The sequence below is a fragment of the Metabacillus rhizolycopersici genome, from assembly GCF_020075705.1.
Window position 1 is genome coordinate 1 of sequence record NZ_JAIQUM010000055.1, and the last position, 25,363, is coordinate 25,363.

21 protein-coding genes and 1 pseudogene are annotated in these 25,363 nt (G+C 37.0%); 18 read left to right on the plus strand and 4 right to left on the minus strand.

Annotated elements, in window-relative coordinates; translation table 11 throughout:
• Positions 1–504: 504 nt before the first annotated feature.
• The 4 genes from K9V48_RS19675 to K9V48_RS19690 all read left to right on the plus strand — a co-directional run bounded on the left by K9V48_RS19675 (position 505) and on the right by K9V48_RS19690 (position 4,208).
• Positions 505–1,080 carry a TetR/AcrR family transcriptional regulator gene (locus tag K9V48_RS19675; protein ID WP_224140868.1) on the plus strand — a complete coding sequence of 192 codons (576 nt, stop codon included), beginning with the start codon at positions 505–507 and terminating at the stop codon, positions 1,078–1,080.
• A gap of 110 nt (positions 1,081–1,190) precedes the next feature.
• Positions 1,191–2,039: an alpha/beta fold hydrolase gene (locus tag K9V48_RS19680; RefSeq protein WP_224140869.1), complete on the plus strand. Its 849-nt coding sequence runs from the start codon at positions 1,191–1,193 to the stop codon at positions 2,037–2,039.
• Positions 2,040–2,053: 14 nt separating this feature from the next.
• Positions 2,054–3,112 (plus strand): alkene reductase, encoded by a 1,059-nt coding sequence (locus tag K9V48_RS19685; RefSeq protein WP_224140870.1) that lies wholly within the window; start codon positions 2,054–2,056, stop codon positions 3,110–3,112.
• Positions 3,113–3,215: 103 nt separating this feature from the next.
• Positions 3,216–4,208 carry an NADP-dependent oxidoreductase gene (locus tag K9V48_RS19690; protein WP_224140871.1) on the plus strand — a complete coding sequence of 331 codons (993 nt, stop codon included), beginning with the start codon at positions 3,216–3,218 and terminating at the stop codon, positions 4,206–4,208.
• A 523-nt stretch (positions 4,209–4,731) separates the two neighbouring features.
• Here K9V48_RS19690 and K9V48_RS19695 read toward each other — a convergent pair.
• Both K9V48_RS19695 and K9V48_RS19700 read right to left on the minus strand, forming a co-directional pair.
• On the minus strand, positions 4,732–5,421 hold the full coding sequence (locus tag K9V48_RS19695) for an IS110 family RNA-guided transposase (RefSeq protein WP_224140872.1): 690 nt from the start codon (positions 5,419–5,421) through the stop codon (positions 4,732–4,734).
• Positions 5,414–6,121, minus strand: a complete 708-nt coding sequence (locus K9V48_RS19700) for an IS6 family transposase (RefSeq protein WP_224140894.1) — start codon at positions 6,119–6,121, stop codon at positions 5,414–5,416. The genes K9V48_RS19695 and K9V48_RS19700 overlap by 8 nt, the downstream gene beginning before the upstream one ends.
• Before the next feature lie 122 nt (positions 6,122–6,243).
• Between K9V48_RS19700 and K9V48_RS19705 the strand changes: the two genes are divergently transcribed.
• From K9V48_RS19705 to K9V48_RS19730, 6 genes are all read left to right on the plus strand, one after another.
• Complete coding sequence (locus K9V48_RS19705; protein ID WP_224140873.1) at positions 6,244–6,390, plus strand: hypothetical protein; 147 nt, start codon at positions 6,244–6,246, stop codon at positions 6,388–6,390.
• A 578-nt stretch (positions 6,391–6,968) separates the two neighbouring features.
• Positions 6,969–7,988 (plus strand): Gfo/Idh/MocA family oxidoreductase, encoded by a 1,020-nt coding sequence (locus tag K9V48_RS19710; RefSeq protein WP_224140874.1) that lies wholly within the window; start codon positions 6,969–6,971, stop codon positions 7,986–7,988.
• 146 nt (positions 7,989–8,134) lie between these two features.
• On the plus strand, positions 8,135–8,962 hold the full coding sequence (locus tag K9V48_RS19715) for a sugar phosphate isomerase/epimerase family protein (RefSeq protein WP_224140875.1): 828 nt from the start codon (positions 8,135–8,137) through the stop codon (positions 8,960–8,962).
• Between the two features lie 227 nt (positions 8,963–9,189).
• Positions 9,190–10,626, plus strand: coding sequence for a D-xylose transporter XylE (xylE, locus tag K9V48_RS19720; protein ID WP_224140895.1), 1,437 nt, complete (start codon positions 9,190–9,192; stop codon positions 10,624–10,626).
• A gap of 195 nt (positions 10,627–10,821) precedes the next feature.
• Positions 10,822–11,835, plus strand: a complete 1,014-nt coding sequence (locus K9V48_RS19725; protein WP_224140876.1) for a LacI family DNA-binding transcriptional regulator — start codon at positions 10,822–10,824, stop codon at positions 11,833–11,835.
• 1,080 nt (positions 11,836–12,915) lie between these two features.
• Entirely contained in the window at positions 12,916–13,824 is a 909-nt protein-coding gene (locus K9V48_RS19730) for a DMT family transporter (protein ID WP_224140877.1), read from the plus strand.
• A gap of 350 nt (positions 13,825–14,174) precedes the next feature.
• On the opposite strand, the gene K9V48_RS19735 is transcribed toward K9V48_RS19730, so the two are convergent.
• Positions 14,175–14,921 carry an NADPH-dependent F420 reductase gene (locus K9V48_RS19735; RefSeq protein WP_224140878.1) on the minus strand — a complete coding sequence of 249 codons (747 nt, stop codon included), beginning with the start codon at positions 14,919–14,921 and terminating at the stop codon, positions 14,175–14,177.
• Between the two features lie 225 nt (positions 14,922–15,146).
• On the opposite strand from K9V48_RS19735, the gene K9V48_RS19740 reads away from it, so the two are divergent.
• The 5 genes from K9V48_RS19740 (at position 15,147) to K9V48_RS19760 (ending at position 20,681) form a co-directional block, all read left to right on the plus strand.
• Positions 15,147–15,506: a winged helix-turn-helix transcriptional regulator gene (locus tag K9V48_RS19740; RefSeq protein ID WP_224140879.1), complete on the plus strand. Its 360-nt coding sequence runs from the start codon at positions 15,147–15,149 to the stop codon at positions 15,504–15,506.
• Between the two features lie 662 nt (positions 15,507–16,168).
• Complete coding sequence (locus tag K9V48_RS19745) at positions 16,169–16,594, plus strand: MarR family winged helix-turn-helix transcriptional regulator (RefSeq protein WP_224140880.1); 426 nt, start codon at positions 16,169–16,171, stop codon at positions 16,592–16,594.
• A gap of 527 nt (positions 16,595–17,121) precedes the next feature.
• Entirely contained in the window at positions 17,122–18,438 is a 1,317-nt protein-coding gene (locus K9V48_RS19750; protein WP_224140881.1) for an NtaA/DmoA family FMN-dependent monooxygenase, read from the plus strand.
• Between the two features lie 26 nt (positions 18,439–18,464).
• Positions 18,465–19,205, plus strand: coding sequence for an oxygen-insensitive NADPH nitroreductase (gene nfsA, locus K9V48_RS19755; protein ID WP_224140882.1), 741 nt, complete (start codon positions 18,465–18,467; stop codon positions 19,203–19,205).
• Positions 19,206–19,220: 15 nt separating this feature from the next.
• Positions 19,221–20,681 carry a DHA2 family efflux MFS transporter permease subunit gene (locus K9V48_RS19760; protein WP_438803904.1) on the plus strand — a complete coding sequence of 487 codons (1,461 nt, stop codon included), beginning with the start codon at positions 19,221–19,223 and terminating at the stop codon, positions 20,679–20,681.
• A 232-nt stretch (positions 20,682–20,913) separates the two neighbouring features.
• Here the strand turns inward: K9V48_RS19760 and K9V48_RS19765 are convergent.
• Positions 20,914–21,036 (minus strand): annotated as a pseudogene (locus K9V48_RS19765) (IS110 family transposase); the annotation flags it as partial.
• Positions 21,037–21,150: 114 nt separating this feature from the next.
• Between K9V48_RS19765 and K9V48_RS19770 the strand changes: the two are divergent.
• The 3 genes from K9V48_RS19770 to K9V48_RS19780 all read left to right on the plus strand — a co-directional run bounded on the left by K9V48_RS19770 (position 21,151) and on the right by K9V48_RS19780 (position 25,358).
• A complete protein-coding gene (locus K9V48_RS19770; RefSeq protein ID WP_224140884.1) occupies positions 21,151–21,903 on the plus strand; it encodes a DeoR/GlpR family DNA-binding transcription regulator in 753 nt (250 codons plus the stop codon).
• A gap of 650 nt (positions 21,904–22,553) precedes the next feature.
• Positions 22,554–23,513, plus strand: a complete 960-nt coding sequence (locus tag K9V48_RS19775) for an ABC transporter substrate-binding protein (protein ID WP_224140885.1) — start codon at positions 22,554–22,556, stop codon at positions 23,511–23,513.
• Between the two features lie 288 nt (positions 23,514–23,801).
• Positions 23,802–25,358, plus strand: a complete 1,557-nt coding sequence (locus K9V48_RS19780; RefSeq protein WP_224140886.1) for a sugar ABC transporter ATP-binding protein — start codon at positions 23,802–23,804, stop codon at positions 25,356–25,358.
• Positions 25,359–25,363 lie beyond the last annotated feature (5 nt).

The following is a 25,363-nucleotide window of genomic DNA, read 5'->3' on the forward strand; positions in this document are numbered from 1 at the left end:
CTGTTTAGCTGACGGGATCTATGTCCCACGGGCAGTTACGTTTTACCCCGGCTACCGTTATAATAAAACCATATAAAAAATGGTCAACCAGAAATATTTTCTTATCTGGCTGACCTTATAATACGAAGGGGCAGTTTGGTTAAGTAAGGGCTCAGATGGTTTTTTCTAATTGCTGTTTCTTGTTTATTTGGTATGAGTGCATCTGTAGAAGAGTTTGATCCATTAATTGAAACAGTGGAAGAAAACAATCCTGAAGAAACTAAACGAATAGAAGAAATGTTTGGCGGTACCCCTAAGTGAAAGTTAATGGATAACATTGTGATATGTAGCAAATGTTTTGGGGATTATTGGTTAGTTATAATTCTTTACTAATCGTTCTAAAAAGGGTATGATTTAATCATGGTTTGAATTTCATGTGTTTATTTTAGAACGTTCATTCTACAATGGATTATGACGTTTGTTTTTGTTAGTATTGGTTCATGGATTTTTTTAAGGAGAAATAAAATGGCTAGAAGTAAAGAGTTTGACGAAAAAGCAGTATTAAGAAAAGCAATGGAGCTTTTCTGGGAACAGGGTTATGAAAAAACATCCATGCAAGATTTGGTGGATCATATGGGAATACACCGCAGGAGTATATATGACACATTTGGTGACAAGCGTTCATTGTTTTTAGCTTCCCTTAATCACTATGAAGAGCTCATCGTCAATGAGATGGAAAGCATAATTAGTAGCACTTCATCCATTAAACAGGCGATACGTGATGTTTTTATTTTCATACTGAATTCCATTGAACAATACCCAAAAGGTTGTCTATCAGTAAATGCAGCCATTGAATTATCTTTGTTAGACAAAGAAATTGGACGCATAGTTACAAAAATGTTTAACCGTACTGAAGATATGTTTAGTAACCTTATAAAACGGGGCCAAACTAGTGGAGAGCTATCAAAAGAAATCGATTCTGATAACACATCTCGTTTCTTACACAACAATTTGGTAGGTATAAGAGTACTAATAAAAACTAATTACAATAAAAAAGAATTAGAAGGCATCATCACTCTAGCACTTTCAGTGTTGGACTAGCTTTCTTTTTTTACCTTTTTTAGAACGTTCATTCTAAAATTAATATGAAACAAACCATCATAATGCATACTTATAAAATCGTTTTTTAATTTCTAAGGAGGAACACAAAAATGACAAACTTTAAAATACCAACAGAATCAGAATTTATTGAAGCAGATGGAACTCGTTACGCATATAGAAAATTTGGTACACAAGATGGTATACCAGTAGTATTTCTTGTTCACTTTAGAGGAACGATGGAAAACTGGGATCCAAACATGCTTGAACCTATTGCAAATACACGCCCAGTAATCTTATTTGACAATAAAGGGGTTGGTGAGACCGATGGACTAACGCCTACTACAATTGCTGATATGGCAAAAGATACAGCAACATTTATAAAAGCTCTTGGATTAGAACAAGTTGACATTCTTGGTTTTTCTATTGGTGGCATGGTTGCACAAGAGCTAGCTTTACAAGAAGGAGATTTAGTAAGAAAAATTATTATGGCAGGTACTTCGCCTGAATCTGGTATTAATCCAAATCCAGAGATTTTTGAAAGAATGAATCGTCACGGCGGAACGGAAGAAGATGGAATAAATGATTTTATGTTCTTTTTCTACGAACAAACCGAAACAAGTAAATCTGTAGGAATGGCTTCACTACAAAGAATTTTTAATCAGAAAAAAGTAAACAGTTCAGAACAAGTAAAAGAGGCACAATTACAAGCCATTGCAAAATGGGCTAAACAAAAATCTAATCATGATTATGAATGGTTGCAAAACATCAAACACCCTGTACTTGTTACTAATGGTGTTAATGATGTGATGGTACCGACTAAAAACAGTTATATCTTAACAGAGAAATTACCCAAAGCACAGCTGATTATATATCCTGATTCTGGTCACGGGCATCTGTTTCAATTTCCAGAACTATTTGCAGAACACGTAAATTCATTTCTTGATTCTAATTCTTATTAAAAAGGAGTATTCATATGAGCAGATTATTTGAAAAAGTTCGTATCGGAAACATTGACTTAAAAAATCGTATAGGTATGGCTCCGATGACTAGAAGTAGAGCTTTACCAGATGGTACGCCGAGCGATTTAGTAGCAGAGTACTATGGTCAGCGTGCTTCAGTCGGTTTAATTATAAGCGAAGGAACCCAACCTTCAGATGATGGGCAAGGTTACACTAATACACCTGGTATTTATACAGAAAATCATATTAAAGGGTGGAAAAAAGTAACTTCTAAAGTTCATAGTGAAGGCGGTCATATTTTTGTTCAGCTTATGCATGTGGGACGTGTATCACACCCTGATAACACACCTCACCACCGCCAAGCAGTTGCACCGTCAGCTATTGCACCTGGTGTAGAAATTTTCACGGCAGAAGGAAAGAAAGAAATTCCAACACCAAGAGAATTGAGTGAGCTTGAGATAAAAGATGTTATCAATGAGTTTCGTTTAGCAGCACGTTCGGCAATTGAAGCTGGTGCAGACGGAGTTGAAATTCACGGAGCGAATGGTTATCTGATCCAACAATTCCTTAGTGAAAACTCCAATCATCGTCAAGATGCATACGGTGGTACGATTGAGGGTCGTTCTCGATTCGCTATTGAAGTAGCTAAAGCAGTTGTTGATGAAATAGGAGCAGAAAGAACAGGCATCCGTTTTTCTCCTCAAGGAACACTGCAAGGCATTGATGAGGGGGAAAATAGCCTTGAGATGTATCGCTATTTAATAAGTGAATTAAATAAGCTTAACCTTTCATATCTGCATTTAATGCACTTTGGAAACGAGCAATTCCTAAAAGATGTGCGTCAACTTTGGGATCAATCACTTCTTGTTAACCGACCAGGTCGTCCTCTAGATCAACTTTCGTCTGATGTAGATAATAATCTTGCAGATGTTGTCACAGTAGGCACTTGGGTACTAGCTAATCCAGACTTTGTAGAACGGATTCAATCAGGTGCTCCCCTAAACGAACCTGATAAAAACACGCTCTATGCAGGAGGAAAAGAAGGTTATACAGATTATCCTTTCTTAAAATAATTTATTTAATATGAATATCCCATCTAGGGATATTCATAATCTTTTTTCTTAGGTTCGTTATGAAAAGATACATGTGCGTTAAATAAAAATGTGGAGGATTGTAATGAAAGCTTTAGCAATTGAAAACTACGGTAAAAAACCAAATTTTTTAGACTTCCCTATGCCCAAAATAAATAATGACGAGGTCTTAGTTGAGATATATGCGGCAAGTATAAATCCTCTTGATACAAAAATTCGAAAAGGTGAATTAAAATTATTATTGAAATACAAGATGCCGTTAATTTTAGGAAACGATTTTTCTGGAAAAATTGTTGAAGTAGGTACTAGTGTCACGAAGTTTAAAGTCGGTGATGAGGTATATGGTCGACCTAGAGCAAATAAAATGGGAACTTTTACTGAATATCTCTCTGTTAACCAAGAAGATATTGCATTAAAACCTAAAAATTTAAGTTTTGAAGAAGCCGCCTCCATCCCTCTAGTCGGATTGACATCCTACCAAGCTTTACATGATATTCTGCGAATTGAAAAAGGACATAAAATATTAATACATGCAGGATCAGGGGGAGTAGGAACATTTGCTATCCAACTTGCAAAACATATGGGTGCTTTTGTCGCAACTACAGCTAGTGATGGTAGTGATTTAGTAAAATCTCTTGGAGCTGACGAAGTTATTAATTACAAGACAGAAAAGTTCGAACATTCGATTCGTGACTACAACGCAGTTCTTGATACCATTGGGGGGGCGACGTTAGAGAGATCATTTGTAACATTAAAAAAAGGAGGAAAGATTGTTTCTATATCTGGAATCCCGAATGTTCGCTTTGCTAAAGAAAACGGATTTAGCTCATTAAAAAAAACCTTATTTTCAATTGCAAGTTATAAACTTACGAAGCTAGAAAAAAAACATAATGTCCAATACATGTTTCTTTTTATGAAGCATAGTGGAGAGCAGTTGAAAATTTTAACAGAAATGTTAGAGTCAGAAGTGATTAAGCCTACACTTGATAAAGTTTTTATTTTCGAAGATGCCCAAAAAGCATTGGAGTATGCAGAGGCGGGAAGAGCAAAAGGAAAAATAATACTTAAATTAAAATGATTAGTCTTATCTAACAAACCTTTCCTTAGGTAGAAAGTGTTTGTTTTTTTAACTTATCGAGGTTGCTTATAGAACTGATATGAACGAAACTGTCAACCCACCACACTAAAATGGTTTTAAATGGTGTTTCATTCAGTAATGAATAGAGTTATTCCTTGTTCAACTTATAAACCAAATATCCTTTCGGATTTAGCTTGTCAAGGGTGCACTTTCCCTTGATAAGCTAAATCCGAGAGGGATACAATCCTCAAAGTTGAAAAGGATAACCTTAAAAACTTGGCACGAAGGCAAAAACGTTGACGGTGGTATACAAACTGATATGCGTGGGTTGGGTACCACATTTCACTCCATCCGTCACGGAGCTGCCTCGGACTAACGGCGCACGTTCAGTTCTTCGAACTTAGTGCATAGTTCAACATGAGGGTTCTCCTTCCCGGGGATTTGCCTCCGAGCCAAATCTTCAATATCAACAAATCACAAAATTAGAATATACACGACCTACATGGAATTACTTTTAATTTACTTAAGCAACATTCGATTCAATTAATTGTTTATTCTCAATAGCGCACCCAATAGCCCAAATAAATCCAAGCAATTCCCTAGCGACAGCAACAACAGCTACTTTTCCACCTTTTCCTTTAGAGGAGATGCGATGGTATTTCATATGAAGACGGTGTTGAGCTTTCCAAGCAATACGTTTTGCCTCTGGATCTTGACCTTCTTGGCGTTTAAGCAATTCACCTTTAAGAGATGGTCGATGACGATAAGACCAACAAACCTCTACAATGGACCGGCGAATTTGCGAGTTTCCAGTCTTCGTAATCGAACCTTGCCAACGATTTGATCCACTAGAGTAATCTTTAGGTACGAGTCCAGCATAGGACATCAGTTGTCTTGGGTTTGAAAAGCGAGAAAACTGTCCTATTTCAGCTACTAAGGTAACTGCAGTTACTTCTGCAACTCCTCTTAATGTTTGAAGTGCTTGAATGGCAGGTGCGTGTTCACTTTGTAAAGCCTCTTCATGGATTTGATCCTCAATTCGCTTCATACGATCTTCAACTTCATTGATTGCATGGAGATATTCTTGAAAAACAATACGTTGAGAAGCTCTTTCAAATGTTAATCGTTTTAACCACTCACGAGGTTCTGGGGCAAAAACTTGAAGAAAATATAAAAAAGCGAAAGATTTCCAGTGACCCCTGGTCTTATGCAACTAGTCCAAACAGTTGATGGATGAATTCTTTTTGATTTTGGACAGACTTCTCCCTTTGAAGAGTCTGTCCTTTTTTGATCATGTGCATAGCCTCTAGCCCCGCAATAATTCGTTTGGCAGTCCGTAAGGACTTTAATCCAAGCATCGGGCGAATTCGTTTTTTAATAAAGCGATGATCCTGTTCCACGATATTGTTGAGATATTTAACTTGCCTTAGTTGGATGCCTTCAGGCATCTGTTTTTCTTCTTTTAACTCTTGAATAGCGATGGGATAAGTTGGGTTCTTGTCTACTGTTATCACACGAGGCTTAGAAACGTGCGAAAAAGCCAAGGCTTTCTTAAAAAAGCGCTTGGCTGCTTGTTTATTTCTTGCTTTACTTAGATAAAAATCAATGGTATTCCCTTCTGAATCAACGGCACGATACAGATACATCCATTGACCTTTGACTTTTACATAGGTTTCATCTACTCTCCAGGAATCATTGGTTGACTTAAGATGACGCCGTACTCTTTCATCTAATTCAGGCCCATATTGGTGTACCCAACGCATAATCGTTGTGTGAGCCATGGATAAGCCTCGTTCCTTCATCATTTCCACCAAATCACGAAAACTGAGGCTGTACCGTAGGTACCATCTAACCGTTAATAAAATAATGTCAGGCTGATAATGCTTCCATTTGAATTCTACTGGTTTTTTCAGACCGATACACGTCCTTTTTAGTTTAGTAGTATCAGTATATCCAAGATTTAGAGATTAGTTTCAAGTTAGCTGAAATTTTTGCACCAGAACCCTTCAATACGTACGTTGAGGATTTTGAAGATATGTTAGAAGAAGCAAGAATTGAATTGACTGTTGAAGATTATTGGAAACAATATGCTTATGAATCTTATAGAGACGCCAAATTAGATTGGGAAGCAGATATGGTAGATTTAGCAGAACAACAAAGAGGTGGGTTTAATAGAGATTAGGATGATATACTGTAAAACCAAACTTCATAGCCGACTTGAAATTAAAGATTAAGATCAACGAAACAGGCGCTTTTGTTGAATAAGAGATCGTCTTTGGACGAACTTTTTTAGAGAGTAAACATGATCTCTAGAATATTTAATATAAGGTCTATCAAAAACATTCGTTTATGACAGATTGATTTTGAAGTAAGTTTAGATAGAAAAAAAGTACAAAAAGAGGTGAATATACACCTCTTTTTAATTATCTCAAAAACCATGGTTTTTGAGAGTGTGGAATGTGAGCTTTAGTCTTATAGAAGAGTTAGGAGAAAGGTATTTATAACGAGATATATTTCCAAATAGGAAAGTTCTTTCCTTCGGAAATATATCTTTTTTTGAATTGTTATTCACCAATTTATAGGCATTTAAATTAACTATATTACAATTGTTTAGATAAAATTAAGGTTGTTATAAATGATAATTATTTTAAAAAATGTTTGACTAATTAAATGTAACTGCTTACAATGTAAATTAAGGGAAAGAACTTTCCTAAATTTGATGAAAGTATAAACTACATAAATTTTCAGGAGGTTATTTTTATGAATAAACTAAACATTGGTTTAATAGGTGCTGGACGAATGGGGGCTTTTCATGGCGAAACAATTGCTTACCGATTACCACAAGCTAACTTGTATGCGGTCGCAGATCCTGTACCTGGTGCAGCCGAAAAATTTATCAGTCAATTAGATGTAAATGCAAAAGCCTACACAGAGCCTATGGAATTAATACAAGATCCTGGAGTGGATGCCGTGGTCATTGCTTCACCAGCACGTACACATGCTAGTAATATTCTTGCTGCTATTAAACAAGGGAAAGCAGTATTCTGTGAAAAGCCTATGGCTGTTAATTTGAAAGAAGCAAACGAAATTATTCAAGAAAGTAATGAACATAATGTATTGGTTCAAGTTGGTTTTAATAGAAGATTTGAAAAGGGATTCAAAGCTGCGCACACAGAAATAGCTTCAGGTAAAATTGGAACACCTCAATTATTAAAATCAACGACAAGGGATCCTAAGTTAAATAGAGCGGAATCTATTCCAGAATGGACGATCTTTTTAGAAACCTTAATCCATGACTTTGATACTTTAATGTATTTAAATCCTGGTGCAAAGCCTGTTGAGGTATATGCGGTTGCAGATGCATTAATTCGTCCAGATCTAAAGGATAAAGGTTTCCTAGATACTGCTGTTGTTACGATAAAATTTGATAACGGTGCGATATCAACTACAGAAGCGAATTTCCAGGCTGTATATGGTTATGATGTTAGGGCAGAGGTTTTCGGATCGGAAGGTATGATTACTGCAGGGGGAATCCGTGAGTCTAGCATGACGAGATATAATCATAATGGGGTAAGTTTTGATACATGTCGTTATGACCAAGATTTATTGTTTGATGCTTACATTGCAGAATTAAGAAGTTTTGTAGATTGTGTGATTCATAATAAACCGGCATTAGCAACGGCTGAAGATGCTCGGTGGGCGTTAAAAATTGCGCTAGCTAGTGTTGAGTCCGTGAAAAGTAACTTGCCAATTAAACTTGATCAACACGCTTTAGTTTAATTAATTAGTAGAATGCTATATTGAAATGAAGTAAAGTCTATTCAAAAGAGGGAGTATTATCTCTCTTTTGAATGAAAAGGAAGAACATTTTGCCATTTAATAGAGAATGTCCAATTGTTAATAAAATAATACATGGAGGGAAGAAAATGAATAGAGATTATGGTCTTTGCCTATGGACTTTCGGGGATATATCTTTGGAAGAAAAGTGCAAACTTGCGAAGGAGATCGGTGTAGATGGCGTAGAGGTTCAAGGGGACTTAACTCAAAGTCCTGTTGAGTTGAAAGCGCTCTTAAATAAGTATGATTTAAAAGTATTATCAGTGACCCCTGACAATGTAGATATTTCAAGTGCCAATGAAAAGGTACGTTCTAGTGCAGTTCAATATTTTTTAGAACTATTAAACTGGGCTCAAGAATTAGGAGCTAAAAGAATTTGTCTACATGGTGATGTTGGGAAAATGCAAGGAAGTGGAGATTTATCGAAAGATTGGGAGTTACTTGTGGATAGCTCGTCAATGGTAGTGCGTAAAGCAGAGGAATTCGGGATCGAGGTTGTGTTTGAAGTACTAAATCGTTATGAGAACCATCAAATTGTAACAGCTAAAGAAGCATTAAGCTTAATTGATGAAGTAGGAAGTAAAAACCTTAAGGTACTATTAGATGCTTATCACATGAATATTGAGGAATCTTGTCCTATTCAGGCTCTTAAAGATGCTGGGGATAAGTTAGGTGTTTATCATGTCGCTGATTCAAATAGGCAAGGTGTAGGTGACGGACATTCTGATATAAAAGGTCAAGTTACAGCTTTATATGAAATTGGCTATGAAGGACCGATTATTATGGAAATGGTTGCTGAAGGACCAAATCCATTCACACCGGTTAAGGATGGAAACTATTTAGATATAGTTGTAAGTTATTACAAAGATTCTTTAAAACAACTAAGAGAATGGGATGCGGTTAAGGTTAATGCATAAGAAAATCTAACTTTTTAAAGGTTGGTTGTGTTAAAAGCAGGTGGTTGGATTGGCACGACTTAGATTGATTGGTTTATATATTTAATTAATTGAAAGCGTTTGCGGAAGGTGTATGCAAATACTAGTCAACGCCAGCATTATATCTAGGCGTTGGCTAGTTACAAATAATATCTAGAATATTTTCTAGAAATATTTATTTAAGTAAATCGATCATGAAAGGGAGTTCTATAAAAATGAAACGAAATATGAGATATATTATATTTCTGTCTGTAGTTGCCGCACTAGGTGGCCTTTTATTTGGTTACGATACAGCCGTTATATCCGGTGCAGAGCAATCATTACAAGTGTATTTTATAGATAATCTTGGTTTAAGTACATTATTCCACGGATTAACTGTATCTAGTGCTCTTATTGGTTGTATTATAGGTGGATTAATCAGTGGGGTACTTTCAAATCGAATAGGTCGTAGAAACTCTCTTCTTGTTGCAGCTGTTTTATTTTTTATTTCCGCGTTACTTTCAGGGTATCCTGAATTTTTATTCTTTACAAAAGGTGAGCCAACGATTGGGCTTTTCATTATGTTTAACGTCTATAGAATTATTGGTGGTATAGGTGTTGGTTTGGCTTCAGGATTAGGGCCATTGTATATTAGCGAAACGTCTCCTGCAAATATTAGAGGAAGATTAGTAACTTTAAATAATCTAGCCATTATATTTGGAATGTTGCTTGTTTATATTGTTAACTGGAGAATTGCTGCAGGGCAAAGTGCTAGCTGGATTCATGATATAGGCTGGAGATATATGTTTGCTTCTGAAGCCATTCCGGCTATATTATTCTTTGGCCTTCTGTTTCTAGTGCCAGAAACTCCTCGTTATTTAATATCGAAAAATAAAGATGAAGAAGCAATGACCGTCTTAACGAAAGTTAATGGATCGAATAAAATAGCAAAAGAAATTTATCAAGAGATTAAACAAACGATGGACACTCCTAACTCTCCTAAAGCGGGTATCTTTTCATATGGAAAGTTGGTCGTTATTGTAGGGATTTTATTAGCTGCTGCGCAACAGTTTGTAGGGATTAACGTTATTCTCTATTATGCACCACGTATATTTGCTAATATGGGAGCAAGTGCAGATAGCTCCATGCTTCAAACGATACTAATTGGGGTAGTAAACCTTATTTTTGTATTCATAGCTCTAATGCTTGTAGAGAAGTGGGGAAGAAAGCCCTTACTTCTAATAGGATCAGTTGGTATGGCTGTAGGAATGTTTGGAATAGCTACTTTATCGTTTGTTGATTCGATGGGGTTAGGTGCTTTGCTATTCATTTTAGTATATGTAGCCTTTTATAATTTATCTTTTGGTCCGCTTGTGTGGGTGCTAGCTGCTGAGATTTTCCCTAATAAAATAAGAGGTCAAGTGATGGCAATAACAGTTGTTGCTAACTGGGGAAGTAATTTATTAATATCAGCGACATTCCCTTCTTTACTGGAAATAAGCGCTGGAGTGGCTTATAGCTTTTATGGTGTAATGTGTATTCTTTCTTTCTTTTTTGTTTGGAAATTGGTTCCAGAAACAAAAGGAAGAACACTTGAAGAGATTGAAACGCATTGGAAACCAAAAGAAGTGGCTACCGATTTATCTCGAAAAAAAATAGAGTTATAAGACATATCTTCAAAGAAGGTGATTAGGGCAAGATGTATAAAATGTTGGAAGTGCTAGATATAAAATACTAGTTCTATTCTATTTAAGAGAAATGGTTACAAAAGCTAGAAAATCCTTTTCCTAATAATTTTAATCTACCTAAAAATTGATTAAAATAAATGTGTAGGTTCTTAAAGGGGAAGGAGAAAGAAAAAAGTGAAACAACCAACGATATATGATGTTGCAAAAGAAGCTGGTGTTGCTATTTCTACAGTCTCAAAAGTGTTAAATAATACAGGAAGTATTGGGGCAAAAACAAGAAAAAAAGTGGAAGAGACAATGCAGAAATTAAATTACCAACCTAGTGTTGCGGCATCAGTCAAGAAACGAATTCAAACAATAGGACTATTAATTCCAGATATTTCAGATCCTTTTATGGCGCAAATTGCAAGAACGATTGAGGATCATGGGCGGAAATTTGGGTTTAGTTTAATCGTATGTAGTACTGATAATGACTTAGATAAGGAAATAGAATATGTCTCAATATTAAAGAAAAAATATATAGATGGCATTATCATCGCTACAGGATTGAAAAATACAACAGCGTTAAAGAAGTTATTAAATAATGAAATCCCAGTTGCCTTATTGGCGAGGGAAGTTCCTTCACTAGCAGTTAATACAGTGGTTGTAGATGATTTTTTAGGGGCATTTGAAGCTACTTCTTATTTAATAAAACTAGGACATCAAAAAATTGCCATGGTGACTGAGGATATCTATTTTCCTGTAACAAAATTAAGGCTTGATGGCTACAAACAGGCTCTTGCTCAGGCTGATTTAACTTATAATGGAGATTTTGTTGCAATAAATAATACTAGCTTTACGGATGCCTTAGATTCAACGCTTAAACTACTAAATTTACCTGAACCTCCAACAGCTATTTTTGCATCAACTGAACCTCTTGCTATTGGAGTGATGCAGGGTGCTCGTGAATCTGGATTTGATATTCCAAAGGATATTTCAATAGTAGGTTTTGATAACTCTATCCTTGCAAAAATGTGTTATCCGCCATTAACAACTGTGTCACAGCCAATACATGAAATGGGTAAGAAAATAATCGAATTATTAGTTGAAGAAATAAAGAATCCAAAACAGGTAAAACAACGAATCGTCATGTCACCAGAACTAATCATTCGAGGAACAGCTAGTGAAATTTTAACATCTAAGACCTAAATCAGAGATACGATAATATTAAATAAAACAAAGGAATATTATTTGTATCTCGGTTATTTCCCTTTTTGTAGTATATGAAACATTTACCACTAGAAGCTTAGTTTTATCTTTAGGGGGGGAATAAAAATAGTTAAAATTTCGAAAGCACTTACAATTAATAATTATAAATGAACCAAAATCTAGTTTCAGTGGTTCATAGGGGGAACCCGTTTAAAATCAATGTTCAAGATATTATTTCTACCCCGACCACTGATATTTAATAACAATTATAAATGCATTAATATCAGCGTTTCTTGCAACTAACAGGAAACGTTTTTTTGATGCGCCCAGCGTCTATAGGGTGAAAGTCCCGAACTGTGAAGGCAGAAGTAGTAGTAGTTTAACGCAAGGGTGCTGAGGAAAAATAAATTTATGTTTATTATCACGGAATCGAAGGGGAAACTCGCTTGTAGATTTTAAAGATGGGGTTTATTAATTTGATTACTACAATCTGTGTATTTAACTAGACATATAATATACATTATACGCATTTATTACATATCTTCCTTTGTTTAACTCATCATATAATATGTGTTTCACCCAGCCTTTTCGCTCCATTGAAACTGTTTGAACTTGGGATTCAGCCGAGATACGTGTAAAAATGGGTCATAGGCTTACTTTTATTTCCAGACAATGACCCGTTTTATGTTTAAATGGGTATATTCTCCTCTACTGGTTGAGGGATGTTTTGTAAATCGATGACATAATCTCCAAAACGTTTAATGTGTCTTGTAAGGTATGGACTCAGCATAACAAGATCTTCTCGCGAAAACTTATACCCTTCGTTTTAGGAACTTTTTTGCAGAAACTAAATTGGATATATATGTAAAAATATAAATAGATCGTGAAGAAATATACTTAAGCTAACTGGGCAGTTGAAGAAAGAAATTCCCAATGCTAAATCGCTTTAGACAAAAAGAGAGGGGACTTCCCTGTATGCTTTTCTTTACAAAGCTGGTTAATTTGCGAAAACAGTAGGGTATGCTATAATTTTAAAAAATACAAAATATGGATATTTCATAATATTGTGGGGGGAAGAAAGTGAATATTATACTGCTCGGTATATTGTTTACCATCCTTTGGGCATCTGGTGCGGTCTCTGTGAAATTTGGCTTGCTGTCATCGCCACCGTTAACCATGGGGACCATTCGTTTTCTTTTAGCAGGTTGTTTACTATTGTTATATATTTACTTGGTTAGAAAAGGGAAATACCCGATGCCCCAAAAACGAGAATGGAAGCCATTGATTTTATTAGGTTTATTTAATACTTCGTTGTATCTCGGCTGTGGTTTTTGGGCGTTGCAAACGGTCTCATCTGGTTTTTTTAATTTAGCTGTCGTTATCAATCCATTTCTTGTTGCACTTCTTTCCTCGATTTTCACGAAACGCTTGGTTCAACAGAAAGAATGGATAGGAATGATTGTTTCGGCAATCGGATTAGTGATTGCAACATACCCCTTACTCCAAAACGGTCATTCCACATTAAGCGGGCTTTTCTTGTTGATGATTGGCATGGTATCCATGGCAATCGGTAGCGTATATTTTCAAAAAGAAAAATTGCAACTGCCTAGTTTGGTCATTAATGCGTGGCAAGTTTTATTTGGCGGAATCATTTTAATCATACCCTCTATAATGTTAGAATCAGGTAAACCCTTTGTATTTGATAAGAATTTAGTAGTATATCTGGTGTGGTCGGTCTTAGGTGTTTCAATCTTTGCTATGATTCTTTGGTTTTATTTGCTTAAACAAGATGCAGTTAGGGCAAATATTTGGTTGTTTTTAACGCCCATTGCAGGATACGTTTTATCTTCTATCTTATTGGGAGAAGAGATTACAAAGTATGATGTGATTGCTTCTCTTTTTGTGTTTGCTGGATTGTATTTATCGGGTAATTTTCGAACTAACAACTTGGTGGCTAAACCTCCACTAAAGAAAAAGCTTGAAGCATAAGAGTATAGGGGAAAGTAAAAGCGTGATATGTCAAATCTAATATGAAGTGGTTATTTGACTAGCGGGGGCTTTTGCTTAACAACGGAGGTAGCTGCAGCACCTCCTTTTCTTATTGAACAAACGGGGCAGGTTAGTGGAAAAGGGATTTAAAACACAAACATACTTAAATTTCAGTTTTTGAAAAAATTTGAGTTCGGACTGGAAAGGCTTTTTGTAAGCTCTTAGAACTATCAATAATATTATGGATTGTTTGGCGGCAAAAAGGAAAGAGGCACACATATTTCTTCGCAACTTTATGGGGATATATGGATATACAAAAAGGTGCGCTTTAACTGAGTACACCACTTGTTTTATGAATTGTATATTTCTCTGTTTAAATTCACAATATCCTTATGTGAAAATTCAACTTCTTTTTTTTCTGCAAGGAGCTCTGCAAACCTTTCCATCACCTTATCCCGTAGTAATGGTGCTTTTTCTTTATTTGCCTTTTTCAACGCTTTCGTTAGTTCATCTTTTGTTAGCTCTGTGCAGTAAGCAGGAGTTCCTGGCTGTTGTCTCCAAGAGTCACTTAAAGAACCACTATCTACTGCGTCGAAGCCTAGCTCGTTTACTACGTCCGTGACTACTTGTTTTTGTGATGGGTCATTACCAGCAACTGCCATCGCAATTCGTTCACTAGAATCTTCGGATGTTCCTTCATTTTCTAAAGTATAGGCTAATAAGTTGTTGAAAGCTTTAATGATAGGTCTGCCTAATTGATTTGAAACCCAAACACTTTCAACCATCCCGTTCTCGATTTCTTCAATTCTGCCGTCTCTATATGGATAATAATTTGAAGTATCTACAATGATTACTTCCTCCCCGACTTGATCGATAATGTTCCGAATGCTTGGCAGTGCTTTTATAGGGAGAGATATTATAAGAACTTCAATATTTTTAATTGCATCCTCTACAAGCACAGGTGTTCCAGCAAGCTCTTTTCCTTCTAAACGTTCAATTCCTCGTGCATCTGCAATTTTGACATCATGTCCATTCTTAACTAATTTTTTAGAAATAATTGACCCAATTGGTCCTGCACCTATAATTCCAAATCTCATTATTGTTCCTCCTAAAGAATTTGTATATAAAAGAATTATTCTGCTTAAAGTTACACAATCATATGTTTATCAAACGGTAAACATATATTCATTAGATATTAAAAACGTATTGAGTATTTCTGTTACATATACTAGAATAAAATGATTTCTCATCTTTTTGAAGTAGGCAATAAAAATTGACGTAGTACATTTTTTTGTACTTAACAGTAGAAAGCAGGTGAAAAGGTGTCTAGGATATGTAAGGATGGATTTGACAAAGAGTGTATAAAGGAACAAAGAGAAGTTTATGGCATTGCTTATACCCAAAACATACTCTCCGGACGTTGGAAATATCTAATTCTTTGGTTTTTAAAGTCCACAAAGCGTCGTTATAGTGAAATTAAAGCTTTTTTAGGGGATATTTCACAAGGTTCTCTTACAAAGCAACTTCGAGAACTGGAAACAGATGGTTTAATTAATCGCAAAATTTATCCAGAGGTTCCTCCTCGTGTAGAGTATTCATTAACCTCAAAAGGGGAAGAATTTGTTCCTATTATTGATTTGATGGAAGAGTTCGGGAAGAAGTTTGGAGAGCAAGTGGACTAACCAAAGCGAGCCCATCCATTGTTTACGTTTACCCTAAAAATTCAAAATTTAAATGGTGGATAAAGTAAAAGTTGTGGGAGGGGAAATCGTTCTAACGGTAGCTTTTTCTTTTACGATAAAAGTTTGTGAAGATTTGTATTAAAGTAACGGGGGCAAGAGTTGAAGATTCGAAGCTGTCATTGTTGCAGCTTTTTTTTGTACTAACTAAGCAGATTAACACAACAAAGGCTTCCTTTATTAGGAACATTTGCAGGATTAATAATCCTTTGTTTGTTCTATTATAAATTCTTTGTCAAATCCGTCTTTACAAATTCTAGCCATCTTTTCACCTGCTTTTTGCTATTAAGTACAAAAAAATGTACTACGGCAATTTTTATTGCCCTCTTTAAAAAAATGAGAATTGGTTTTATTCTAGTGATGTAACAAAATTACTCAATACAACAATGGATAGGCAAACTGTGTAATAAACAGAATCTGGACATTTCAGTTTGAAACAGCTGATGTGGATCAAGGGTGCTATCTTATTGTTGGATCTATACCTCTGTTCTAGATAAATTCAGCCCTATATAATGTGAGTAGGTCCCTTAAGATAAATTGACAACTAAATTTTCACCGTGATATAGTTAGCTTGCTAAATATGTTTTAGTAGTGGAGGCATATCTATGAACGATAAGGTTGATTGCGATATTCGTCAGTCGTTAGATAAAATTTCATTTCAAATGCGTCGAGATTATAATGAAAGCCTAAGAGAACTTAATCTTTATGTAGGGCAAGATAATTTACTATCTCGTTTGTGGTTAGGCGATGGGGTAACACAAATGCAACTATGTGAACATTTAAAATGTGAACCGCCTACGGTAACAAATATGGTTAAATCATTGGAGCAAAACGGATTTATATACCGTAAACGTGATGAACAGGATGCAAGGGTTATGCGAATTTATCTAACGGACAGAGGCAAAGAACTAGAGAAACCGGTTGAGTTCAAATGGAAACAGCAGCAAGAAAAATTACTCCATTCAATCTTACCGGAAGAACGCTTACTATTAAGGGAACTTATGAAGCGAATGGAGAGAAACTTGTTATAAGTTTTCTCTATGTTGATATTTAGCATGCTAAATAATTGTTTAGCAACCTAAATATTAAATAGTTCTATCTCGTTTATTTACTAAGAAAAAGGTTATGGGAATCCACTGAAGAGGATGCTCTAGCCGAAACAATGATATCCGTACTTGCTAAAATACTTTTGCTTAATTTCATAGGGGAATATATTTCTAAAGACTTACATTGAATAATAGCCGTTCTCAGCAAGGAAGCCCTGTTTTTTTGGAAGCGGGGGACCCAAGATTTTAACGAATCATTGCACCAGCCTTTACAACTATGACGTACTCAAAGCCAGGGGATATGAGTAATATACGCGACAATTCAGTAAGGAAATCAAAAGAAAAACTGTCCTTGATGGGTAATCACCAGTTAATTAGTTAGCAAGCTAAATATTATTTAATTTTCTCCGATCTACTGAAATGTGATTGGGAATAATTTACTTCAGGTTCTTTTGGTTACTTGAAGCCTATTTAAAATAAAGGAGAAGAGATACATGAAAAAAAGAAAAGAGATGCAACTAGCACTACAAATGGTTTCGGGGTACGGAGCCGAATTCAGCGCTTGGAGAATGCCAGGCACCGACCCAGCAGCCTACACAAATATGGATAGTTATGTGGAGCGGGCTAAATTAGCTGAAAAAGGAAAATTTCAAATGATCTTTATCGCCGATACTCCAGCATTAACCGTCGAATTAGGACCTCAGACTCCTATGTTCCCTATGGATCCTATGTTAGCACTAATGGCTGTAGCTAGAGAAACGAAACATATTGGTCTTGTTTCTACCCTCTCAACGACATTTAATTATCCATATAACATAGCACGTCAGTTCAAAGCACTGGATGTTATAAGTCATGGACGTGTAGGTTGGAATGCAGTCACCACATCTCATCCATTAGCGGCAGCAAATTTTGGTGCTCAGATTGCCAATCGCAAAGAACGATATGACATGGCTCATGAATCCATACAAATTGTCCAAGCATTGTGGGGGAGTTGGGAATCAGACGCTTGGACGTTAGATGCAGAAGGCGGAAAATTTGCCGACATGGACAAAATTCAGCCTATAAATCTTGAAGGGCATTATTATGCATCTCGTGGTCCTTTGCCAATCCCGCCTTCTGAGCAAGGTCAGCCAGTTATTTTCCAAGCAGGCGGAGGGGAAGAAGGATTGGAATTGGCGGGGAGGTACGCTTCTGGTGTCTACGCTAACCCTTATGACATTGAGTCTGCTCGTGATCATAGGCAAGCGCTTCGACAAAGTGCAGCTCGTTTTGGCCGAAATCCCGATGACATCAAGATGTATGCAGGTTTTATGTTTTCTCTAGGCTCAACTGAAGAAGAAGCTTTGGGACGACGAAGACAGCTTATGAGTTTTAATCCTGAGGAGATTCCAAGTAGGGTAAGTTACCTTGGTTCCATGGTTGGTTTACCACTATCAGTGAACACGGTAGATATTGATCAATCTTTAGCAACTGACATGTTGAAAAATGCATATGCCAACCCAATGGATCCACGTTCCCACAGAGCTTTACAGCTGCTGAGACAAGGGCTATCCATTCGAGATGTTCTTGCCCATGGGGTCATTAACTATCATCCGGTAGTTGCAGGTACCCCCGTACAAGTTGCTGATTTCTTGGAAGAATGGTTTTTGGCCGGTGCATGTGACGGCTTCTCGGTTGTTCCAGATATAGCATATGATGGAGTTGCTGATTTTGTGGACCTGGTTGTCCCAATTTTGCAAGACCGCGGTTTGTTCCACAGAGAATATGAAGGAAAAACACTGCGCGAGAATATGGGAGTTCCTTATCAATACGGAAGTGCTAAATATTAAAATAATTAATAGAGGAGAGGGTTCAAATGAATAATACGCTTGAATTGCTTCATAATCATACATCCGTTCGTTCTTATACAAATCAACCACTGACAGAGGAACAACGGGATGTAATCTTTAAGGCAGCTAATCAAACTTCATCTTTCAGCCTTTTACAGGTCGTTTCTATCATTAGAATTACTGATCCAGATCTCCGTAAAAAAGTGATGCAACTCTCTGTCAATCAACCTTATATTGAAGAGGCAGCAGAGTTTTGGATTTTTTGTGCAGATTTTAACCGAAATCATCAAATTGCTCCCAAGGTAGACCTTAAGTATATTGAATACCTTTTGATAGGTTCATTCGATGCTGGGCTAATGGCTCAAAATGCTTTAACCGCAGCTGAATCATTGGGACTCGGTGGTGTATATATCGGTGGAGTAAGAAGTAATATTGCAGAATTAACTGAGGTGTTAAATTTACCAGAGTATGTGGTTCCTTTAGTTGGTCTATGCATAGGCCATCCTGCTGGAGAGAAACCTGGACTAAAACCACGTTTACCTCAATCGATGGTAATGTTTGATAATCAGTACCAACCACTAGATGAAGAAAAATTAGCAAATTATGACCAACAGATGCGTGAATATTACCGAGATCGACCTGTTAAAGCTCCTTTCACAGTAAAGAAAGTAAAGGGGTGGAAAGATCATATTGAGGATCATCTTGAAAGAAGCAAACTGCCCTTCATGCTCGAGTATTTAAACAAACAAGGATTTGCTAAAAAATAAACTGTTATTAATTAAATTGATTTACAAGGAGATATAGAAATGAAGAAGCAATACAATACGCGTGCCATCTTGGTATCGCTGCTTATCTGCGGTTTTGTCGGCATGTTTAGCGAGACTGCTCTAAACATAGCAATGACTAGTTTAATGGAAGTGTTCCAAATTTCAGCCCCAACCGCACAGTGGTTAACAACCGGTTTCCTGCTGACTCTTGGCATTTTAATGCCGATGAGCGGGTTGTTTCTGCAGATGTTTACGACAAGGCAGATGTTCACAGGTTCGCTCATCAGCTTAATCGTTGGTACATTAATTGCGGCGCTCGCGTTCAATTTTGAAATGTTAATGTTCGCCCGAGTTTTACAGGCAGTAGGCATGGGCTTGTTGCTTCCACTCTTGTTCAATACAATTCTTGTCATATATCCGCGTGAAAAGCGGGGTGCGGCAATGGGATTCGTCGGACTTGTTATCATGTTCGCGCCAGCAACCGGACCGACCGTAGGCGGTCTATTAATAGAATATTTAACATGGCATTATATCTTCTGGTTCTCGCTGCCGTTTCTGGTTATTGGATTGTTGATAGGGCTGAAGTATTTGGAAAATGTCACTGATGTCACGAAGCCCCGGATAGATCTGCTGTCTGTCGCATTGTCAACGATTGGCTTTGGAGGAGTTGTCTTCGGCTTCAGTAAGGCGGGCGAAGGAGCTGAAGGTTGGAGCAGCATGGTCGTGGTCACATCAATCGTCGTTGGGCTCGTTGCGCTGGTATTGTTCATACTGCGGCAGAACTCTATGAACGATCCGATGATGAATCTGAGCGTTTTCAAGTATCCGATGTACGTCGTTGGGCTGCTTCTGGTACTGTCATGTATGTTGATTATTATGTCGAGCATGATTATTCTGCCGATGTTTTTGCAGACTGGTACAGGACTGTCTGTGTTCATCACCGGACTCATGCTTTTGCCAGGCAGCGCGCTGAATGGTATCCTCTCGCCGCGTGTGGGGCGTTTGTTCGATAGATATGGACCGAAATGGCTCGTTATTCCCGGCCTCGTGATTGTTGCAGTCATGTTATGGTTCTTTACCAACCTATCCCCTGCTTCTTCAGTGGCCTTTATCGTGGCTTTGCATATCGGGCTCATGGTTGGGGTAGCTATGATATGGATGCCTGCTCAAACGAACGGGCTAAATCAATTGCCGCCGGAGTTATACCCGCACGGCACGGCAGTCATGAACACACTGCAGCAGGTCGTGGGCGCGATTGGAACAGCGGTCGCAATCAGTATCCTTACGGGCGGTATGGAGAAATACTTGCACGGCTCCTCCGCTCCGGGCAAACAGGCCGAAATTGCAAACGCGATGACGGCTGGATCACAAAACGTGTTCTTGTTCACGATGATCATAGCACTGATTGGCATGGTCATAGCGTTCTTCATCCGCCGCGTCGTAGTCAGCCGCGAGGCGGTGCATTCGCCACATTGATGTTTTGTCAGTGAATCCCTTGTCTGTATCTATTAAGAACGTTTACACTAAATGGAAGAAGAAATTGGGTATCGGTTGGAATTTTATGAGCTGGTGTCATCCGGATATGCCCATTGTGAAGAATTACCTTAAACAAAACCAGCTAATAGTTTGTCAACTTTTTCAATGAAAAATAAAAATACAAAGTGATATACTTAAAAGTGCATACCAAATAACCTTCCTTTCTCTTATAAATGATCAGGTATTCTTCAATACTACTAGCGAGAGCGTCTATTTTAGCCTCTAACTTTGATAAATGATCTTTGTATCGAAGAAGCAAATTTACATACATACCAATGCTTAGAATGTGACTCTGTAAATCAACAAAAGATACGATATGTTAAACTCATTGAAAATATGTTGTTAAAGTAAAGAGATTAGTTATATAAGAATTTTTACATTTTACTATTGATAGTTAGGGGGAGGTATTTTGCTTATATCTGAGCGTCATCGTTTGATATTAGATTATTTAAAGGAAAAAGAGCATGTTAGGGTTCATGAACTAGTAGAGTTAACAAAAAGTTCGGAATCTACATTGCGACGTGATTTGGATCAACTAGAAAAGGAGAACTATGTAAAACGTGTTCATGGCGGTGCTTCACTGTTACAAAGAAAACGTGAAGAACCAAGCATGATTAAAAAATCAACTCTGAATCTTAAAGAAAAAAATATTCTAGCAAAGTATGCTGCCCAACTAATTGAAAAAGGAGACTGTGTATATCTTGATGCAGGTACAACAACCTATCAAATGATACAGTATTTAGACGAAGAGAACATTGTTGTGGTAACAAATGGGATTGACCATTTAGATGCATTACTTGAAAAAGATATAAAGACATATTTAATCGGAGGATTTGTAAAAAAAGTAACAAAAGCTATGATTGGCAGTAATGCATACAACAGCATTCAAAATTATCGATTTGATAAATGCTTTATAGGAACAAATGCAATTCACCATGCACTAGGTTTTACTACTCCAGATCCTGAAGAAGCACAACTGAAAGCAAAAGCTATCTATCTCTCGCGTGAATCGTTTGTACTTGCAGATCATACTAAATTTGGAGAAGTCTCATTTTCTAAATTTGCAGATCTACATCAAGCTAAAATCATTACAAATGAAGAAGATTCGATCATTATGGAAAAGTATAAGGAGAAAACTGAAATTTACTGTGTAGCTTATTAATAAGCTCTTATTTTTTCTACATAAACTATCTTTCATTGGAGCTGACTCAGATGTCTACTAAATAGACAAAACGAGTTTAAAGCTCTTTTTATTTTGTCTTGAATATGCAATATTTCCAAATGAAATTTTTAACTTTACATTTATTTTCAACAAAATAAATACTTCAATAAAATATTTTTTGAATTGGAAAGAATGTGTTAAATACTAAAAATCTTCCATTATTCATTCAAAAACTCTTACTAATACTCATGTTGAGGATTAGTTGCAAAAGTAAACAAACTAATATAAAACATTTCCGATATAATTTTCTGAATTTTTACAATATATTGACATCGGTTGGAAGACATAATATAATCATAATCAATCAAAAGTAGTCAAAAACAAGTGAATTTAATTGTTGAATCCATCATAAAAAATCATTTATTCATTACAACCTCGAACTAAACAACAAATGTCGAATTTCCATCATCGATCTAGACAAAAATCATTCAAGAACATCTATAAAGAAAACTGAAATAATTGTGACATGTTTTAAAGGGGGTGATGTACCAACTGATTGTAAGCGTTGTCAATACAGGTCATCCATTTAAGAAATTCTAGTGAAAAATGAAATTCGTTTTTATTTTTATTAATTTCCTAGGGGGCTCACAATGAAAAAATTATTAGTGCCAGTTTTAATGTCTGTTATTGTTCTAATGTCCGCATGCAGCAGTGCAAGTGAATCTTCAAATGACAGCACTGGGCAGGAAAACAGCGACGATAAGTTAAAAATTGGTTTAACTGTAGGTACTTTGGCAAATCCATTTTTTGTTGCAATGGGAAAAGGTGCTGAAGAAGCAGGGAAGGAACTAGGTGCAGAGGTTCTTGTAGAAAGCGCTGAATATGATCTTGCAAAACAAACCTCCCAAATTGAAAACTTTATTACCAAAAAGGTAGATGTGATTTTATTAAATGCTGTTGATACGAAGGGAATTGCAGCAGCTGTGCTACAAGCAAAGGAGGCAGGTATTCCAGTAATCGCAGTTGATACGAATGCTGAGGGCGGTGTTGCTGCAACGGTTACTTCTGATAACTACCAAGCAGGTCAGCTTGCTGGTGAATATGTGGTTGAACAATTAAATGGAAAAGGAAACATTGTCATTATTGATGGTCCTCCAGTTTCAGCTGTTATAGATCGTATTCAAGGCTTTGAGGATGTGATCAAAGAGTCTGGAATTAAAGTAGTAGCGAAGCAAAATGGAGAAGGAAACCGTGAAAAAGCATTATCCGTTATGGAAAGTGTTTTGCAAGCAAATCCAGCGGGATCAATTGACGCTGTATTTGCAATCAATGACCCTGAAGCAATTGGAGTTGAAATTGCTCAAGAGCAAGCTGGACGGAAGGATGAGTTTTTCATAGTTGGTGTCGATGGTGCTCCTGAAGCAACAGAAGCAATGGCGAAAGAAGGAAGCTCAATTATGGCAACTTCAGCTCAATCTCCTAGCGAAATGGTGAAAAAAGCAGTTGAAATTGGAATGAAAGTAAAAAATGGCGAAGATGTCGAAGAGCTTATCAAAGTACCTGTTGATCTTGTCACTCAAGATACATTAGATTCATACAAGGGTTGGTAAACCTCTTTAAAAAAATAGGCTGATATGGATCCATTCCTCACTCAGCCTCTTTCAAATAAAGTGAGACTTGATTCAGTGGGGTTATTTTCATCTCCCACTGAATGGCAGCGAAACTTATCACGCTTAGTACGCCACGTCCTGTGGCTAGCGCCTGACTTGGACGTCCTGTCCTTCGTCGGATCTATACGGGCAGTTAACCTTAATCAAACTTCATTACTTCTTTATGAATAGTGAATTGTGTTTCTTATTGCCCGTTAAGAATGGGATAAATAAGGGGGGGATTAGAGTATGGATATAAAAGAGATGTTATTAAAAAAACAACACACAAGAAAATTGCCGGTACTGAATATGGAAGGGATCAGCAAAACATTCTCAGGTGTAAAGGTATTAAACAATGTGAGAATTGAGCTTTATCCAGGTGAAGTACACGCATTAATGGGAGAGAACGGTGCCGGGAAATCCACTTTCATGAAAATTCTTGCAGGGATCCACACTCCTGATCATGATGGCGGGACCATCTATTTTAAAGGTCAACCTATAGCATGGAAGGATCCTGTTGATGCAAGGAACAGAGGGATCAGTGTTATCCACCAGGAGTTAAACCTCTCTCCTAATCTTACAATCAGTGAAAATATTTTAATGGGTTCACCTTTTCCAAGAAATCGATTAGGAATGGTCAAATGGGAGGATGTCCATGAACGTGCACAAAAAGTGCTCGATTCTATGGGATCTAATCTAAATCCCCGTCAACTGGTTTCAACCTTGAGTGTCGCCCAACAACAAATGGTCGAGATTGCACGAGCATTATCCTTTAAGGCAGAGGTTCTGATCATGGATGAACCTACAGCCTCGCTAACAGATAAAGAGATTACAAAGCTGTTTCAAATTATTGGTGATTTAAAAAAACAAGGAGTTGCGATCGTTTATATTTCTCATAGGATGGATGAAATCTTTAAGATTTCGAATCGATTCACTGTATTACGTGATGGCGAATGGATTGCAAGCGGTCCGATTGAAGAGACAAATCCCGACCACCTTGTAAAGCTAATGGTAGGTCGTGATTTAAAAGATTTATTTAATCGTAAGAAAGGATCTGAGAAAACAGTATCATATGGGGCTGCCCCTGTTCTAGAGCTGAAAAATGTTTCTGATCATACCATTGTAAAAGAAGTTTCGTTTAAAATTTACCCTGGTGAAATTGTTGGTTTAGCAGGACTTGTAGGTGCAGGTCGAACAGAGCTGGTTAGGGCTCTATTTGGTGCATCAGAGCTGAAAAGCGGGGGAATAATCGTAGATGGCAAGACTGTTAATATAAAATCACCAATCGATGCGATTGAAAATGGAATTGCCCATGTGCCTGAAAGTCGAAAGGAACAAGGATTATTTTTATCGATGTCAGTAAAAGAGAATCTTTTAATGGCAGAATTAAAAAAGCATTCCAAGTCAGGAATTGTTCGTTGGAAACAGGTTAATGCAAGTGCCGACCAGTTTATAAAAGACTTAAATATAAAAATTGCCTCTCCAGAACAGCAGGTCTCAAACCTAAGCGGAGGTAATCAACAAAAAGTAGTCATTGCTAAATGGTTGTCCATTGCACCAAAGGTTTTACTACTTGATGAACCAACTCGGGGCGTTGATATTGGGGCAAAAACTGAAATACACAAAATTGTCTCAAAGCTTGCGGATGAAGGCTTAGCTGTATTGGTGATTTCATCAGAGCTGCCGGAAGTACTAGGAATCAGTGATCGAATCCTTGTCATGTGTGAAGGAAGATTAACAGGGGAACTTTCGAGAGAAGAAGCTACACAGGAAAAAATTATGTACTTAGCTACTAGAGGGGAGTAATGGAA

Bases quoted from the DNA above. Each gene is read 5' to 3' on its own strand.
- K9V48_RS19675 (WP_224140868.1), top strand. From the start codon at position 505: ATGGCTAGAAGTAAAGAGTTTGACGAAAAAGCAGTATTAAGAAAAGCA.
- K9V48_RS19680 (WP_224140869.1), top strand. From the start codon at position 1,191: ATGACAAACTTTAAAATACCAACAGAATCAGAATTTATTGAAGCAGAT.
- K9V48_RS19685 (WP_224140870.1), top strand. From the start codon at position 2,054: ATGAGCAGATTATTTGAAAAAGTTCGTATCGGAAACATTGACTTAAAA.
- K9V48_RS19690 (WP_224140871.1), top strand. From the start codon at position 3,216: ATGAAAGCTTTAGCAATTGAAAACTACGGTAAAAAACCAAATTTTTTA.
- K9V48_RS19705 (WP_224140873.1), top strand. From the start codon at position 6,244: ATGTTAGAAGAAGCAAGAATTGAATTGACTGTTGAAGATTATTGGAAA.
- K9V48_RS19710 (WP_224140874.1), top strand. From the start codon at position 6,969: ATGAATAAACTAAACATTGGTTTAATAGGTGCTGGACGAATGGGGGCT.
- K9V48_RS19715 (WP_224140875.1), top strand. From the start codon at position 8,135: ATGAATAGAGATTATGGTCTTTGCCTATGGACTTTCGGGGATATATCT.
- K9V48_RS19735 (WP_224140878.1), bottom strand. From the start codon at position 14,921: ATGAGATTTGGAATTATAGGTGCAGGACCAATTGGGTCAATTATTTCT.
- K9V48_RS19745 (WP_224140880.1), top strand. From the start codon at position 16,169: ATGAACGATAAGGTTGATTGCGATATTCGTCAGTCGTTAGATAAAATT.
- K9V48_RS19750 (WP_224140881.1), top strand. From the start codon at position 17,122: ATGCAACTAGCACTACAAATGGTTTCGGGGTACGGAGCCGAATTCAGC.
- nfsA (WP_224140882.1), top strand. From the start codon at position 18,465: ATGAATAATACGCTTGAATTGCTTCATAATCATACATCCGTTCGTTCT.
- K9V48_RS19775 (WP_224140885.1), top strand. From the start codon at position 22,554: ATGAAAAAATTATTAGTGCCAGTTTTAATGTCTGTTATTGTTCTAATG.
- K9V48_RS19780 (WP_224140886.1), top strand. From the start codon at position 23,802: ATGGATATAAAAGAGATGTTATTAAAAAAACAACACACAAGAAAATTG.